The organism is Devosia limi DSM 17137, assembly GCF_900128975.1.
GTDB lineage: Bacteria > Pseudomonadota > Alphaproteobacteria > Rhizobiales > Devosiaceae > Devosia > Devosia limi.
Genome location: NZ_FQVC01000006.1, coordinates 20,316 through 36,755, shown reverse-complemented (window position 1 = coordinate 36,755; position 16,440 = coordinate 20,316). Strand labels below are relative to the sequence as shown.

Here is a 16,440-nt window from a genome sequence, read left to right as displayed (position 1 = left end):
CCCCTCAGTTGAGCCCGACGACGAAACTGGCTTCAGTCTTGGCGGTGATCTCATCAAGGCTGACGCCCGGCGCCAGTTCGGTCAGCACCATGCGCGTCTCGCCGCGACGGGCGATGGTGAAAACCCCGAGATCGGTGATCACCAGGTCGGCAACGCGCTGCCCGGTCAGGGGCAGGGTACATGCCTTCAGCAGCTTGGGCTCGCCCTTGGCCTCATGCTCCATCACCACGACGACACGCTTGACGCCGGCGACCAGATCCATGGCGCCCCCCATGCCCTTGACCATCTTGCCCGGGATCATCCAATTGGCCAGGTCGCCATTCTCGGCCACCTGCATGGCGCCCAGGATCGACAGGTCGATATGGCCGCCCCGGATCATGCCAAAGCTGTCGGCGCTGGAGAAAAAGCTCGTCAGGTCGAGTTCGGTAATGGTCTGCTTGCCGGCATTGATCAGGTCGGCGTCTTCCTCGCCGTCCAGCGGAAACGGGCCCATGCCCAGCATGCCGTTTTCGCTCTGCAGCCGCACATCGATCCCCGCCGGGATATAGTTGGCAACCAGCGTCGGAATGCCGATACCGAGATTGACGTAGTAGCCGTCACGCAGTTCCGCAGCCGCGCGGGCCGCCATGTCTTCACGCGTCCAGGCCATCAGACTGCCTCCTCCTGGCGCGGTCGCACCGTGCGCTGTTCGATATGTTTGACCGGATTGGGCACATGCACGATCCGCGATACGAAAATGCCGGGCGTATGCACCTGATCGGGTTCGATCTCGCCGGTCGGCACCAGATGCTCGACCTCGGCAATCGTCACCTTGCCGGCACTGGCCATCATCGGATTGAAGTTCCGCGCCGTCTTGCGATAGACCAGATTGCCTTCGCTATCGCCCTTCCAGGCATGCACCAGCGCCACATCGGCGACGAGCCCACGCTCCATCACGAACAGCTCGCCATCGAACTCGCGCACTTCCTTGCCCTCGGCAATCACCGTGCCGACGCCGGTCTTGGTGAAAAACGCCGGGATGCCCGCGCCACCGGCGCGAATGCGCTCGGCCAGCGTGCCTTGCGGGGTAAATTCCAGCTCCAGTTCGCCCGACAGGAATTGCTGGGCAAACAGCTTGTTCTCGCCCACATAGGACGAGATCATCTTGCGGATCTGGCGCGTTTCGAGGAGCTTGCCGAGCCCGATCCCGTCGACCCCGGCATTGTTGGAAATCACTGTGAGGTCTTTGGCGCCCGAGAGGCGAACCGCTTCGATCAGGGCTTCGGGAATGCCGCAAAGGCCAAATCCACCCGACATCACCACCATGCCATCAGCCAGCTGGCCCGCCAGGGCCTCCACCGCGCCCGCATAGACTTTTTGCACTTCGGCCTCCTCGCGTCACGCCCTGCCGTCGGTGTTCCGATCGGCCATGTTGCAAATAGCTAAGGCTTGTCGCGCTACCGCAGTTAGTCGTATTTATACCATATGACACAGCATGAACCCGATGCACCGGTCGAGCGCTTCACCCTGGCCGAAATTCCCGTGCCGATGGTCTATGCCACACACCGCATCATCCGCGACTGCAACCGCGAATTTGCCGATCTGTTCGGCTTCGAACGCCACGATCTGATCGATCGCAGCTTCTCCCGGCTCTATCCCAAACTGGCCGATTTTGTCCGCACCGGCGAGATGTGGCGCAACCACCTGACCGGCGGTCAGGTCTATTATGACGAGCGCATCATGGCCGATGCGCAGGGCCATCGCTTCTGGTGTCGGGTCAATGGTCGCTCACGCGATCAGGATGACCCGTTTGCGCAGGCGATCTATTGCTTCGAGCCGATGAACCGGGCCGTAACCGACGCCACCATGACCCTGACCGATCGGCAGCGTCAGATCCTCAGCCTCGTCGCCCAGGGCAAAACCAATGCTGTCATCGCCGCCGAGCTCGGTCTCTCCAGACGTACGGTGGAAGCCCATCGCCTCCGCCTTACCCGTGCCATTGGCGTGCGCAACACCGCCGAACTGGTCGCCTGGTTTTCGCTGACCTGACGGGCGATGCGGCCTCAAGGTCGCTAGCCAAGTGCCGCGAGTGAAATTATGTTTCAGCGTGTCCTCATCCTTCCGGAGCCAGCATGACCAAGAGCAAAAAAGCCGAGACCACGCATCGCTCGCTCAATCCGGAAGTTATCGACGTGGTCTCGCGCATGCAGCGGGTCGAGGAGAACCTGTCGCCCGCCGAGCATCAGGTCCTCGTGGCCGTGCGCAGCGATTACGACGCAGCCACCCGCATGACTATTGCCGAACTGGCGCGGCGCGCCGGCGTCAGCCAGCCCAGCGTCACCCGTTTTTGCCGCTCCGTCGGGTGTGCCTCGTTCAGCGAATTCAAGGTAATGCTGGCCACCACGCTGACAGTGGCCGCTGCCTATCTGCGCCCGGAACGGCAGTTCTCCGACGATATCGGCCAATTGGCGCAATCGGTAATGAGCCGGGCCATGTCGGCTTTGCGTGATTGCCTCAATGATCTCGATACGGCCGCCGTCGGCGCTGCCATCGATATCCTCTCCACTGCGCGCCGCATCGATATCTATGGGCAGGGCGGTGGCTCGGCCAGTCTCGTTGAAGACGCCAAGCTGCGCCTGTTCCGCATTGGCATGCCCGTCAGCGCCTATATCGACGGCCACCAGCAGCGCATGTCCGCCGCGACCCTGTCGCGTGGTGACGCCGTTCTCGCCATCTCCAATAGCGGTCGCTCCAAGCCGGTGGCCGAGGCTGTCGAGATCGCCCGCTCCTTCGGGGCCAGAACCATCGCCCTCACGCGGCCCGACAGCCCCCTGGCCCGCGTGGCCGATGTGGTCATCCCCATTGTCATCAACGAGGACGAAAATGTGCTGATCCCGACGCCCTCACGCTACGCCCATATGGGCGTCATCGACACCATCGCCACCGGTGTCGCCTATCGCGGCGGTCCAGCCGCGCGCGAAACCCTGCGCCGCGTCCGCTACACCGTGTCCAGCATCGGCATCGCCATTCCCTCGCCCTCGACCGATCCCACCATCCTGATGAAAACCATCAAGCCGCACGAATAGGCACTTCACCCGGCGATGGCACGCGCCACACCATCACCACGTCGGGCCTGCCGGCCCTTGCCGGCCGTCTATGTCTGCACCCAGCACACGCCCGATATCGTCGCCGGTTACTTCGATGCGCTGGATCCGATTTTCGGCCGGGTTGCACAATGTGAAAACGGCCGCGACATTTCCGCCTTGCTCAAGGGGCCAGTCTGCCATAGCGGCTTCAGGCGACTGAACTAACCGGAACCATCCCATGACCCAGACCCTGATTGCCCAGCAGCTCACCGCCGAAGCCATCGCGCCCTATGTGACCATTCTGGCCGCGCCGGACCGCCAGGCGACCGTCTTCGCGCCCGTCCTTGAGGTCGGCGATGTGCCCGGCCATCACGCCTTCACCATTCTCTGCCCCAATCCGGTTGCCGAGACGGCCATCACCGTCACCGCGCTGGAACGCCATGCCCATTCCACCCAGAGCTTCCTGCCGATCAAGGCCGGTCGCTGGCTGGTTCTCGTCGCGCCAACTTCTGCCGATGGCACGCCCGACATGTCCGGCGCGCGCGCCTTCATCGCCGGCCCCGAGGATGCCATCTGCATCGGCCGCAATGTCTGGCACGCTGGTCTGACCGTGCTCGACAGGCCGGCCGAATTCGGCATGCTGATGTGGAAAGCCGATGCCGGCGATGATGGCATTCTGCACCAGCTGGAGACCCCGGTTACCGTTTCGCTCTAGTCTCGCCGCAGCGTCGTCGGCTCCGTTCGTGCTAAAACTAAAGTCTTCGAAATAAGCTGATTAACACACTTGAGTTAAGTTAATCGGCCTTCCATAGTTCCGTCATAGGCATGTCATGTGCCTTGGGAGAGCCCAGGTTTTCCCGGCTTTTGCCGGGCCTTGGGTTGGGAATGAGAGGAATCTTTCGATGACACGAATGAGCCGGCGAACCTTTATCGCCTCCGTCCCGCCAGTGCTGGCGGCCACGCAAATCCCGGCTTGGGCAGCGCCCGCGTCGAACCTGGAGCTGATCGCAGCCCAGAAGGGCGAACCGGCAATCGTCAAGCTGTATCGCCAGCTCGAGCGCCTGACGTCCACCGTCACCCTGATGACCACCGGCGCCCACCCGGACGATGAGCCAAGCGGCATGCTGGCAGCGCTCCGCCACGTCTATGGCATCCGCCCGGTGCTCTATTGCATCACCCGCGGCGAAGGTGGCCAGAACGCTATCGGCCCGGAGCGCGGTTCGGTTCTCGGCGTGCTGCGCACCCGTGAAATGACCGAAGCCTCGCGCTCGCTCGATGCCTCGCTGGCTTTTGGCGGCCAGGGCCATAATGACAGTGTCCACGATTTCGGCTTCTCCAAAGACCCCAATGCCACCATCGATCGCTGGGGTCGTGATCGCGTCATCGAACGCATGACCTGGGCCTTCCGCTATTACCGTCCCGACGTCATCATGAACTGCTTCCTCGATGTCGGCGGCCAGCACGGTCATCACCGCGCCGCCAACGTCGCCACCTTCGTCACGGCCGAACTGTCGGGCAATGCGCAGGAATTCCCCGATCAGATCGCTGCCGGTCTCAAGCCCTGGTCGGTGCCCAAGATCTACCTGCCGGCCTATGGCGGTGGCGGCGGCGTTTATGACGACGAAACCCCACCCCCACCGACCACGCTGGTGGTCAAGGCACCGGAGCGCGATCCGATTTCGGGCGCAACCTTCCCGCAGATGGGTGAATGGTCGCGGTCGTGCCATCTGACCCAGGGCATGGGCCGCTGGCGTCCTGATCCGGAGACCGAATGGGCGCTCAACCTGGCCTGGACGGCCAAGGGCGAAGCCGGCCAGCCGGAAAGCGACATGCGTGAAGGCCTCATCGCCACCGTCGGCCACATTGCCGAACTCGATGGCATGCCCGCCTCTGCTGCCGACGCACTGCGCACCGCTCAGGGCCTCATCGATGAAGCCATCGCCGATTATGGTGATCCGGCGGTCGTGCTCGCCAAGATCGCCGAAGTCGGCGCTGCCATCGACACTGCCCGCGCTCAGCTGCCGGCCGAATTGGTCGATAGCGTTGCCCACCGCCTCGACCGCAAGGTCAAGGAGGTCGACCTGGTGCTGGCCACTGCCGCCGGCATGAATGTCCGCGCCTATACCGATGGTGCTGACCTGCGTCCGGGCGAGGACGTCATCGTCAAGACCCTGGTCGATGCGCCCGAAGCCGTGGTCGTCAAGTCGGTTGCGGTCATCGGCCGCGAAGGTCTCACCAGCGTTGACGATGCCGATGGCCAGAAGGTCACCGTCGCCGCCGATGCCGTGCTGACCAATCCGCTGACCGAGCAGTTCGATCCGCTTGGCGGCAATGGCGATGCCTTTGTGCGTCTCACGGCCGAGATCGCCGGCCGCACGGCGGTGCTCGATATCGACCTGGAAGATGCCCTGCGCGTCATCCCGGCCGCTTCGCTCGAGCTCAAGCCCGATGCCGTCGTTCTCAACACCGTCAATGAACTCGAGCCGGTGGAAATGACCGCCGTCGTTGGTGGCGCCACCACGTCCGATCTCGATTTCAACCTGCCTGAAGGCTGGTCGATGACGGCAACCGGCGAAACCGGCCGCGAAGCCGGCACGTTCGAGCTGACCCCGCCTGCCGATCTGGGCACCACCCGCATCGCCATCGAGCCAAGCCTCCTGGATCAGCCGGCCTACGCCATCAACACCTTCTCCTATCCCCATATCGGCAAGTCGGTCGTCCCGACCCTGGTATCGGTCCCGGTGCAGTCGGTTGAAGCCGCTCTGCCGGAAGGCGCCAAGGTGGGCTATGTCGGCTCGGGCAATGACAATGTCGCCATCTGGCTGAAGCGTCTGGGTCTCGATCTCGTCGAACTCAGCCCCTCCGATATCGAGGCGGGCGCCTATCGTGGCCTCACCACCATCGTCGTCGGCATCTTCGCCTTCGGCCGCCGCAAGGATCTGGTCGCTGCTCTCCCGGGCATCCATGAATGGGTGAACAATGGCGGCCACCTGGTGACCCTCTACCACCGTCCGTCCGACGGCTGGGATCCCGAGACCGTGCCGCTGGCCTTCCTCAAGATCGGTTCGCCCTCGATCCGCTATCGCGTCACCGATGCCAAGGCCGAAGTGACGGCGCTCGAGCCCGATCACCCGCTGCTCAACTACCCCAACGTCATTGGTCCAGAAGACTGGGCGAACTGGGACAAGGAGCGTGGCCTCTACTTCGTTTCCGAATGGGACGAGGTCTACAAGCCGCTGCTGTCGATGAGCGATGCCGGCGAAGAGCCGCTGCTCGGCTCGCTGATGTCGGCCGAGATTGGTGAGGGCCGCCATACCCACACCAGCCTCGTGCTGCACCATCAGCTCGACAAGCTCACCCCCGGCGCCTTCCGCCTCCTGGCGAACCTGACCCAGCCGGCCCGGCGCTAAACCTTTCCGGTCCGCGATGCCTCCGTCGCGGGTCGGCTTTTCGGCGCCTCCCAATAGCCGGAAACCAGAAGGCCCCCGATCCTGGATCGGGGGCCTTTTTATGCGCCATGCAGTCTGGTTCAGGCGGCGTCGCCCGCCAGCGCAAACCACCGATCGGGATTGCTGGTCACCGCATCCGCACTGGCCCGGCATGGCTGTGCCGCATCCGCCAGCCGCTCGGCCTCGGCAAGCGCCGTTGCAAAATCGGGGTAATCCACTGCCACTGCCGCATCACTGCTGCCCCAGTCGCAGAGATCGTCAAAGCCAAACGCCGGCTCGATTGCCGTGCCCGTGACCCGCCAGCGCCCGCTGACCGGATCGCAGCCGTAATAGGCCAGCATCTCCGCCCCGCGCCGTGCGATGAACCGCACCGCCGCAACAATGAATTCCACTGTTGCCGCATCGAGGAAGAAGTTGAAATTCAGCCGCACCCAGCCTGGCCGATAGGCACTGAGCCCTTCCTGGATCAGCGCATCATAGCGCGCCGCCTTCTCGTCATTGATTCCCAGCAGGTCATGCGCATACGGCCCGGCGCACGAGCATCCGCCCCGCGCCTGGATGCCAAACAGGTCATTGAGCAGCGCCACCACGAAATTGGGGTGCAGATAGCGCCCGCCCGACCGGATATTGAACGAAAAGATCGCCAGCCGGTCGGTGCTGCTGGGTCCCAGGATCTCGATATTGGGCTCATCCGCCCAGGCGTCGAGCACCCGCGCCACATTGGCCGCTTCCAGCGCCTCGATCCGCTCGGCGCCGATATCGGCCTTGAGCTGCATGACCATCCCGGCGCGGATATCGCCCAGAATCGCCGGCGTACCAGCCTCCTCGCGGCGCTCGGCATCGGCGACATAGCGGTGCATCCGTGCATTGACGTAAGCCACCGTCCCGCCGCCCGGCACACTGGGCACCGCCGATGCCAGGATCTTGCGATCCGCCACCAGAACGCCCGACGCCCCGGGCCCGCCGACAAACTTGTGCGGCGAACAAAAGATCGCGTCGATATGGTCATTGGCCTCGGGCGCCGAGGCCGACATGGCAATCGCCACATAGGGCGCCGCCGCCGCGTAATCGGCAAAGAACAGCGCATCATGCTCATGCAGCAATTGCGCCAGCGCCCGCATATCGGTGCGCACCCCGGTCACATTGGACGCCGCCGAGAAGCTGCCAATCCGCATCGGCGCGTCGCGGTGCCTCAGCAATTCGCCCGCCAGTGTCCCCATGCAGAGATGGCCGGTTTCATCGAGCGGGATCCGCACCAGCTCGACGCATGATTCGCGCCAGATCAGGTCGTTGGAATGGTGCTCATAGGGCCCGACGAACACCACCGGCCTGTCGCTGCCGGCATATGTATTGCTGCGCAGGCCCAGAATGCTGGCCAGCTTGTTGACCCCGGCGGTGGCGCCCGAGCCGCAAAAGATCACCGCATGCTGTTCGCTCGCGCCCACGCTTCGCCGGATTGCCCGCCGCGCCTGTTCGCGAAACCGCGTCGTCTGCATGCCGGTATAGGAGGTCTCGGTATGGGTGTTGGCGTAATAGGGCAGCACCCGATTGGCCATCGCGTCCTCGATGAACTGCAGGCTGCGCCCGGAGGCGGTATAATCGGCATAAACCAGCCGACGCGATCCGAAAGGCCCGGCAACGGCATGGCTGGCGCCGACCACCGCCGCCGCGACCTGATCGATCAACCGGCTTGCTGTCTGCTCCACATCGCGCATTTCAGGGCTCCTTCACCGCAATCTTGTCTGACCACAGGGTAAAAGGAAAATATGGCGCGCGCTGGATAAAAAGTAGAAATATGTGCTAAATAAAATCCAATAATTAGCAAAACCACCCAACCATAGCGCCAAAACCACCGCCGTGATTGCGTTGCTGGTTTCGTCCGGAAAATCGGGTGCTTTGCGCCGGGCCTAGCCGGCTGGGCCTGCCGATGCAGGGCCAACGCTGAGATGCGGCGACACCGTCTCCAGCAGCGGCAGGGCTGCCGCGCCGAGCGCTGCCGTCAACTGCCCGGTCTGCCCGCGCAACACCCGCTCGCTGGCTCGCGCGCTGCGCGTCGCCACCGACATCGGCAGCGGATAAAGCGCCGATATCACCGCGTCGAGCACGGAATCGGGCAGCCCGCCGCCAAACACCACGGCCTCGGGGTCAAAGATATTCTCGATCATCGCCACGGTCGGGGCGAGATAATCGGCGGCCACGGCGATCCAGGCTGCCAGATGCGGATTATTGGCGTCGTGCAGCGCCTGTATATCCTCGACGCTGGTGGCTGCGATGCCGGCCGCTGCCAGATGATCGCGCAGCGCATAGACCGAGGCAAAGCGCTCCAGCGCCCCCTCCGGCCCATGGATAGCCTTGCCGCGCCGCGGCACCAGTCCGATATGGCCGATTTCGCCGGCATTGCCGAAAGCGCCGCGCAGCGGCCGACCCTCCTGGATCACGCCAAGGCCCAGGCCGACACCGAAATACAGATAGCAGAAATTGCCCAATTGCCGCCCGGCGCCATACAGGCGCTCGCCGACCGCGGCGGCGGTGGCGTCGTTTTCCAGCACTACATGTTCGCCGGTCGCCTTGGCGATCAGCGTGGCGGCGTCCACGCCGGTCCAGCCGGGCAGGGTGGCCGGGCCGACCGAACTCATGCCTTCAATTTCAAACGGACCGGGCATCACCACGCCAATGCCCAGCAGGCGCGTTGGCGTCGCGCCCACCATGGTCTGCAGTTTTTCGACCTCGCTGGCCACATGGCCGGGGATAAAGTCGGGGTCGGTGCGTTCCAGTCGGCTGATCGCCTGGGCCCGCAGTCCGCCCGACAGGTCGAGCAGCACCGTTACCATATGGTCGGCGGCAATCTCGACGCCCACGGTCAGCGGCCCATCGGGGTTCACCGCAAACTGGATCGGCGGCTGGCCCCGGCCGGAACGCAGGCGCCCCAGCTCGATCAGCAGCCCGTCATCGAGCAGTTCTTCAACGATATTGGCCACTGCCTGGGGGGTCAGCTGCGCGCGTCGCGCAATGTCGGTGCGGCCGAGATGGCCGTGCAGGCGGATAACTTCGAGCACCACCCGGCGATTATGGGCGCGGTTGCGTTCGGGATTGCTGCCGATCGCCACGCGCTGGCGCATGCCTCGCTTGTCCTGGCTGGTCATCAATGTGTTCTCCCCGGCTCTCGCCTACACACTCCGCGACCAAAACACTAGAGCGGGACAAAAATAACGCAAGTAGATTATGTTATTGACAAAGGCGTGTCAGTTAGATGACCTTCAAACTGCCGGAATGGTGGGGTTGGCCCGCCGCTGGCTGGAGAATGCCGGTAGTGCAGTCGCCTAGCGACAGGCCGGCGAATTGGAGGGAATTCATGCGCAATAAGGCTAAACTTGCCGGGCTTGCAGCCGGCATCAGCTTCCTGGCTCTGGGCTCGGCCCAGGCCGTCGAAATCGAATACTGGCAGTATGTGTTCGAGACCCGCGTTCAGGCGATGGATCAGCTCATCGCCAATTTCGAAGCGGCCAATCCGGACATCACCGTCAAGCACACCACGTTCCCTTACGCCGATTACCAGACCCGCGTTGTCGCGGCCAAGGTTGCTGGCCAGGGCCCCGATGTTGTGCAGCTGTTCTACGGCTGGCTCGACACCTTCGTTTCGGGTGGCCTCATTCAGCCGCTCGATCCCGCAGTGTTCCCGCATGATGCGATCGAAGCCGACTTCTTCCCGATCGTTTCGGCAATGAAGCGCGGCGAAGACTATTATGGTCTGCCGACCGCCGTGCGTTCGCTCGCGCTGTTCTACAACAAGGCCCTGTTCGACGAGGCTGGCATTGCCAACCCACCGGCAAACCTGGACGAGATGCTCGCTGCTGCCGAAGCCACCACCAAGCGCGATGGCGCCGGCAACATCACCTCGGCCGGTATCACCATGGACATGGCTGGTCAGGATCACCATTGGTGGCGTGAAGTTCTGGTGCGCCAGAACGGTGGCGTTCCCTATGATGACGCAGGCAATGTGGCGTATAACGACGCAGCCGGCGCTGCCGCGCTCAAGTTCTACACCGACCTGCAGACCGAGCAGAAAGTCGGCGTCGTCGGCTTCATGGACGAAGGCCAGGCCGCGTTCCGCGCTGGCCTCGCTGCCATGACCATCGACGGCACCTTCCGCCTCGGCGCCTTCGGTTCCAACCCCTTCGAATGGGGTGTGGTCGAGCTGCCGGCTGATGCCAATGGCATGCGTTCGAACTATTCGAGCTACTTCGCCAACGCCATCGGCGCCACAGCCGAAGGCGAGAAGAAGGTCGCTGCGGAAAAGTTCCTGGCCTACATCTCCTCGCCCGAAGCGATGGAAATCTGGCTGAACGTGGTTGGCGAACTGCCAGCTCGTCGCGACGTTGCGATGACCGACGCCAATCTGGCTGATCCGATCCGCGCCCCGTTCCTGAAGGGCCTGGAATACGCACACACGACCAAGTTCGTTGACGAAGCTGGCCAGCGCCAGGTTGCGGTCGACATGGTCAACCGCGTGCTGCTGGAAAACCAGGCCATCGAAGATTCCCTGGCACAGGCCGCTCAGGCCGAGCAGGCAATCATCGACGCAGCCGCAAAGTAAGCTCCAGGTAAGCGAGAACGAACATGGCGTCGGATACGATAACTGAAGGGGCGGCCAGGGGGCGCCTCTGGGACCGCTTCAGCATCAGCACCAAAAGGGTGATCTGGGCCTGGACATTCCTGGCCCTGCCAATCCTGTTTTATGCCGGCATCCGGTTCTATCCGACGCTGCAAGCCTTCTGGCTGTCCATGACCGACTGGGATCTTTTGCGCCCAGCCAATTTCATCGGTCTGGCGAATTACCAGAAGATGTTCGCCGATCCGGTGTTCTGGAAAGTTTTCCAGAACACCTTCCTCTACCTGCTGATCGGCACGCCGGTCAGTCTGATCGTGTCGTTCCTGATCGCCTATTACCTTGACCGCGTGCGGTTCATGCATGGCCTGATCCGGGCACTGTATTTCCTGCCCTTCCTGACCACTGCTGCGGCGATGGGCTGGGTCTGGCGCTGGTTCTATCAGCCGCTGCCGATTGGCGTGATCAACAGCATCCTGTCCTCGATCGGGCTTGAGCAGCAGCCATTCCTGCGCTCGACCACCCAGGCATTGCCGACCATCCTCGTGCCAGCCATCTGGGCCGGCCTTGGCTTCCAGATCATCATCTTCATGGCTGGCCTGCGCGCCATTCCGTCAACCTTTTATGAAGCGGCCCGCATCGACGGGCTGGGTGACTGGGCCATCCTGCGCAAGATCACCATTCCGCTGCTGAAGCCGACGACGGTGTTCATCGTCGTGTTCTCCTCCATCGGCTTCCTGCGCATTTTCGATCAGGTCTACAACATGACCACCAACGACCCCGGCGGTCCGCTCAATGCGACCAAGCCGCTGGTGTTGATGATCTATCAGACCGCCTTCTCCTCCTATCAGATGGGTTATGCCGCCGCGCAGACCGTCGTGCTGTTCACCATCCTGCTGTGCGTGTCGCTGCTGCAATTGTGGGTGTTGAGGGAAAAGAAATGAGCTCCGTGACTGCACCCACCGGCGAACTCGCCGCCAACCGCCTCAATATCCGCCCCGGCCGCATCATCGCCTGGACCCTGCTGTTCATCGGCGGGCTGATCATGGTGAGCCCGCTGCTGTTCATGTTCTCGACCTCGCTCAAGACCGCGGGCCAGGTCTATGACCTGCGCCTGATCCCGGCCGCGCCAACGCTGGACAATTACATCAAGGTGCTGTCGGACGGCCGCTTCATGCGCTGGTTCCTCAACTCCACCTTCATCGCGCTGGCGGTGACGGTGTCCAACGTCTTCTTCGACAGCCTTGTCGGCTACACGCTGGCCAAGTTCGAGTTCAAGGGCCGCTACTTCATTTTCCTCGCCATCCTGTCGACCCTGATGATCCCCACCGAAATGCTGGTGATCCCGTGGTATCTGATGTCGAGCCAGCTCGGTTGGCTGGATAGCTATTGGGGCATCATGTTCCCCGGCATGATGACCGCGTTCGGCACCTTCCTGATGAAGCAGTTCTTCGAAGGCGTTCCCAATGACTTCCTCGAGGCAGCGCGCGTCGATGGGCTGAACGAATTCACCATCTGGTGGAAGATCGCCATGCCCATGGTCGTCCCGGCGATCTCGGCGCTGGCCATCTTCACCTTCCTGGGCAATTGGACCGCCTTCTTCTGGCCGCTGATCGTCACCACCAGCAAGGAGCTCTATACCCTGCCGGTTGGTCTCTCGAGCTTTGCGGTGGAACAGTCCATCCAGTGGGAAATGATCATGACGGGCGCTGCGCTCGCCACCATTCCCACGCTCCTCGTCTTCCTGGCACTGCAGCGCTATATCGTGCGCGGCGTGATGCTGGCCGGTCTCAAGGGCTAAGTCATGACCGATCCTCGTCTCTCCGATACCAGCGTCTTCCCCGATCCGGTCTATAAGGACACTGTCCTGCGGCCGCTCTTCGATGGCGCCAAGAACCACCATGTCGAGGCGTTCCGCGCCATCGACCAGGCCCATCTGGTCATGCTGACCGAAACCGGCATTCTCAATGCCGATCAGGCGGCGCAGATCGCTGGCGCGCTCGTGGCCATCGATGCCGAAGTCGATCCGACCAAGCTCGTCTATACCGGTGAGGTGGAAGACTTCTTCTTCCTCATCGAAAAGGAACTCAAGCAGCGCCTCGGTCCCGATCTGGCCGGGCGCCTGCATACCTCGCGTTCGCGCAACGATATCGATCACACCCTGTTCAAGCTTGGCCTCAAGGCCCGGCTCGACGTGCTGATCGGCAAGGCCCTGGCCCTGCACACCGCGCTGATCGAGGCCGCCGACCGCGAAAAGGCGACGCTGATCGTGGCCTATACCCACGGCCAGCCGGCCCAGCCGACCACCTTCGGGCACTACCTCGCCGCGATGACCGAAGTGCTGGCCCGCGATATCGAGCGCCTGTTCGAAGCCTATGAGATCGTCGATCTGTCCCCGATGGGCGCCGCCGCGATCACCACCTCCGGCTTCGCCATCGACCGTGCCCGCGTCGCCGAACTGCTGGGCTTTGCCGCCCCGCTGCAGAACTCCTATAGCTGCATCGCCGCAGTCGACTATATCACCGCCACCTATGGCGCCATCGAGCTGCTGTTCCTCCATCTCGGCCGGCCCATTCAGGACCTGCAGTTCTGGACCAGCTTTGAAGTCGGCCAGATCTACGTCCCCAATGCCCTGGTGCAGATCTCCTCGATCATGCCGCAAAAGCGCAATCCGGTGCCGATCGAGCACCTGCGGCACCTGTCGAGCCAGACCTTCGGCCGCGCCCGCGCCATGCTCGACGTCATGCACAACACCCCGTTCACCGACATGAACGACAGCGAGGGCGAAACCCAGGCCATGGGCTACCAGGCCTTTGACTCGGCCTATCGCGTGCTCGACCTGCTGGCCGCCCTGATCAGCCAGGTCAAGGTCGATCCGGCGCGCGTCGCCGCCAATATCCGCCGCTCCTGCATCACCATCACCGAACTGGCCGACAGCCTCGTCCGCCGCGAAGGCCTGTCCTTCCGCGAGGGCCACGAGATTGCCGCCGCGGTGGCCCGTGCCGTCGTGGCGATGGATGGCGACCTGCCCGTCGATGGCTATGCGCCCTTCGTCGCCGCCTTCGACAAGGCGACCGGTCGCACCACCAGCATCGATGCGGCAACCTTCGCCGAGCTGGTCTCGCCGGAATATTTCGTGGCCGTGCGCACCCGCTTCGGCGGCCCGGCGCCCGAGCCGCTGGGTCAGGCCATCGCCGGCTACCGCGATCGTGCCGCCCGGTTTGGCGCCCGCCACACCGAACTTCTGCGGCGCCAGTCGGCCGCCGCGCAACTCTTGAAACAGCGTTTTGAAGCACTGAGGGGAATTGCCTGATGGCAAAGATCGAACTGCAAGGTCTGGTCAAGGAATACGGCAAGTCCCGTGCTGTCCATGGCATCGACCTCACCATTGAAGACGGCGAGTTCGTCGTGTTTGTCGGCCCCTCGGGCTGCGGCAAGTCGACGACCCTGCGCATGATTGCCGGTCTGGAAGACATCAGCGGCGGCAAGCTGCTGATCGGCGACGAAGTCGTCAACCAGCGCGAGCCCAAGCAGCGCAACATTGCCATGGTGTTCCAGAACTACGCCATCTATCCGCACATGACCGTCGGCCAGAATATCGGCTTCGGCCTCTATACCTCCAAGCTGCCCAAGGCCGAAAAGCAGCGCCTGATCGAGGAAGCCGGCAAGACCCTCGGCCTGGAAAAGCTGCTGGATCGCCGCCCGGCTGCCCTGTCCGGCGGCCAGCGCCAGCGCGTTGCCATCGGCCGCGCCATGGTGCGCGATCCCGCAGCCTTCCTGTTCGATGAGCCGCTGTCCAACCTCGATGCCCAGCTGCGCAGCCAGATGCGCATGGAAATCAAGAGCCTGCACCAGCGCCTCGGCACCACCATCGTCTACGTGACCCACGACCAGATCGAAGCCATGACCATGGCCGATCGCATCGTCGTCATGCGCGATGGCCGCATCCTGCAGGTCGGCACCCCGACCGATCTCTATGAGCACCCCACCGATGTGTTCACCGCCCGTTTCATCGGCAGCCCGTCGATGAACCTGGTGGCCGGCAAGCTGGTCGGCGGTACGCCTTCCATCGACGGCGCCACCTGGGATGGCCCCAGGCTCGAGGGCGCGGCGGACGCCAATGTGCTGGTCGGCTTCCGCCCGCATGACCTGGTGGTCGACGACATGCAGGGTGGCGGTCTCGTCGTGACCGGCACTGTGACCGCTGTCGAGCCGCTCGGCTCGGAAACCCTGGTCCATATGACGCTGGCCGGCACCACGGTCATCGCCACGGCTCCCGGCCGCGTCGTGCCCAAGATCGGCAGTGCCATCACGGCGCGCGCCGAGCCGGGCTCGCTCTACATCTTCGATGCGGCAACCGAGCAGGCACTGGGTCGGGTATGAGTTCTACGAATTCGGGCGGCCGGGCTATTCTTAGCCTCGGCCGCGTCTATTGCGACATGGTGTTTAATGGCCTTGATTCCATGCCCGAGCTGGGCCGGGAATTGTTCGCCCGCGATTTCACGCTGACCCCCGGCGGCGGCGCGCTGATCACGGCGGCCCATGCGGCGGCGCTCGGCCGTCCCGCGGCCCTCCTGGCGCGCTTTGGCACCGATGCCATTTCCAACGCGCTCAAGCCGCAGATGCTCGACCTCGGCATCGATCTGCAATTCCTGGAACTGCACGCCTCGGCCGGCCCGCAGCTGACCGTGGTCATGGTGCAGGACGAGGAACGTGCCTTCCTGTCGCGCCGTGCCGGCCATGCTGCGCCCGCGTCCTTCGAGACGGCGCTGGATTGGTCCGACGCGGCCCATCTGCACATCGCCGAATATGCCACCCTGCACGAAATGCCGGGCGCCGTTCAGGCTGCCAAGCGTCGGGGCCTCACCGTTTCGCTCGATCCCAGCTGGGATGCGGACCTGATCAAGGATCCGCTGTTTTTCGAGCGGGCTGCCGGCGTCGATGTCTTCCTGCCCAATCTGGAAGAAGCCCGCGCGCTCACCCATTGCGAAGATCCCGAACAGGCCCTGCGGACCCTCGCCAAGCATTTTCCAGTCGTCGTGCTCAAATGCGGCGGCGATGGCGGCATGCTGGCCGCCGGGGGCAAAATTATCGCCCAGACCTCGCCTGTCGTCGAAGTTGTCGACACCACCGGCGCTGGCGATGCGTTCAATGCCGGGTTCCTGCATGTCTGGTTGCAGGGCGCCGATATGGACAAGTGCCTTGCCTCTGCGATAGAGGCGGGCATGCGTTCGGTCCAGGCGGCCGGCGGTACCGGCAGCCTGCCAAAGGTGCACGACGTGGCCTGAGCCACGCCGTCCCTGTTGTTTTCTTCCAAGTG

At 63.5% G+C, this 16,440-nt stretch carries 15 protein-coding genes; 11 read left to right on the top strand and 4 right to left on the bottom strand.

Translation table 11 applies throughout. The features are described from left to right. Positions 1-4: 4 nt before the first annotated feature. A complete protein-coding gene (locus tag BUA69_RS10790) occupies positions 5-649 on the bottom strand; it encodes a 3-oxoacid CoA-transferase subunit B (RefSeq protein WP_046136968.1) in 645 nt (214 codons plus the stop codon). Continuing rightward, positions 649-1,362 (bottom strand): CoA transferase subunit A, encoded by a 714-nt coding sequence (locus tag BUA69_RS10785; protein WP_046136969.1) that lies wholly within the window; start codon positions 1,360-1,362, stop codon positions 649-651. The genes BUA69_RS10790 and BUA69_RS10785 overlap by 1 nt, the downstream gene beginning before the upstream one ends. 102 nt (positions 1,363-1,464) lie before the next feature. Here BUA69_RS10785 and BUA69_RS10780 point away from each other — a divergent pair, with 102 nt between their 5' ends. From BUA69_RS10780 to BUA69_RS10765, 5 genes are all read left to right on the top strand, one after another. Continuing rightward, positions 1,465-2,028: a LuxR family transcriptional regulator gene (locus tag BUA69_RS10780; protein WP_046136970.1), complete on the top strand. Its 564-nt coding sequence runs from the start codon at positions 1,465-1,467 to the stop codon at positions 2,026-2,028. Between the two features lie 83 nt (positions 2,029-2,111). Next, complete coding sequence (locus BUA69_RS10775; protein ID WP_052950769.1) at positions 2,112-3,065, top strand: MurR/RpiR family transcriptional regulator; 954 nt, start codon at positions 2,112-2,114, stop codon at positions 3,063-3,065. Between the two features lie 57 nt (positions 3,066-3,122). Further along, positions 3,123-3,290 carry a hypothetical protein gene (locus BUA69_RS20970; protein ID WP_160300170.1) on the top strand — a complete coding sequence of 56 codons (168 nt, stop codon included), beginning with the start codon at positions 3,123-3,125 and terminating at the stop codon, positions 3,288-3,290. Between the two features lie 13 nt (positions 3,291-3,303). Continuing rightward, positions 3,304-3,780 carry an ureidoglycolate lyase gene (locus BUA69_RS10770; protein ID WP_052950770.1) on the top strand — a complete coding sequence of 159 codons (477 nt, stop codon included), beginning with the start codon at positions 3,304-3,306 and terminating at the stop codon, positions 3,778-3,780. Positions 3,781-3,967: 187 nt separating this feature from the next. After that, on the top strand, positions 3,968-6,475 hold the full coding sequence (locus BUA69_RS10765) for a PIG-L family deacetylase (protein ID WP_052950771.1): 2,508 nt from the start codon (positions 3,968-3,970) through the stop codon (positions 6,473-6,475). A gap of 119 nt (positions 6,476-6,594) precedes the next feature. Here the strand turns inward: BUA69_RS10765 and BUA69_RS10760 are convergent, their stop codons facing one another. Next, positions 6,595-8,229, bottom strand: a complete 1,635-nt coding sequence (locus BUA69_RS10760) for an aminotransferase class V-fold PLP-dependent enzyme (RefSeq protein ID WP_046136971.1) — start codon at positions 8,227-8,229, stop codon at positions 6,595-6,597. A 192-nt stretch (positions 8,230-8,421) separates the two neighbouring features. Further along, on the bottom strand, positions 8,422-9,657 hold the full coding sequence (locus BUA69_RS10755) for an ROK family transcriptional regulator (protein ID WP_046136972.1): 1,236 nt from the start codon (positions 9,655-9,657) through the stop codon (positions 8,422-8,424). 209 nt (positions 9,658-9,866) lie between these two features. On the opposite strand from BUA69_RS10755, the gene BUA69_RS10750 reads away from it, so the two are divergent. Genes BUA69_RS10750 through BUA69_RS10725 form a run of 6 tightly spaced genes read left to right on the top strand, consistent with a single transcriptional unit; the run spans position 9,867 to position 16,408 of the window. Further along, complete coding sequence (locus tag BUA69_RS10750; RefSeq protein ID WP_046136973.1) at positions 9,867-11,108, top strand: sugar ABC transporter substrate-binding protein; 1,242 nt, start codon at positions 9,867-9,869, stop codon at positions 11,106-11,108. Positions 11,109-11,131: 23 nt separating this feature from the next. Next, entirely contained in the window at positions 11,132-12,064 is a 933-nt protein-coding gene (locus tag BUA69_RS10745; protein ID WP_046136974.1) for a carbohydrate ABC transporter permease, read from the top strand. Continuing rightward, positions 12,061-12,921 carry a carbohydrate ABC transporter permease gene (locus BUA69_RS10740; RefSeq protein WP_046136975.1) on the top strand — a complete coding sequence of 287 codons (861 nt, stop codon included), beginning with the start codon at positions 12,061-12,063 and terminating at the stop codon, positions 12,919-12,921. Before BUA69_RS10745 ends, BUA69_RS10740 begins: the two co-directional genes overlap by 4 nt. A gap of 3 nt (positions 12,922-12,924) precedes the next feature. Next, positions 12,925-14,433, top strand: coding sequence for an argininosuccinate lyase (argH, locus tag BUA69_RS10735; protein ID WP_046136976.1), 1,509 nt, complete (start codon positions 12,925-12,927; stop codon positions 14,431-14,433). Continuing rightward, entirely contained in the window at positions 14,433-15,503 is a 1,071-nt protein-coding gene (locus tag BUA69_RS10730; protein ID WP_046136977.1) for an ABC transporter ATP-binding protein, read from the top strand. The genes argH and BUA69_RS10730 overlap by 1 nt, the downstream gene beginning before the upstream one ends. Continuing rightward, on the top strand, positions 15,500-16,408 hold the full coding sequence (locus BUA69_RS10725; protein WP_046136978.1) for a carbohydrate kinase family protein: 909 nt from the start codon (positions 15,500-15,502) through the stop codon (positions 16,406-16,408). Before BUA69_RS10730 ends, BUA69_RS10725 begins: the two co-directional genes overlap by 4 nt. Positions 16,409-16,440 lie beyond the last annotated feature (32 nt).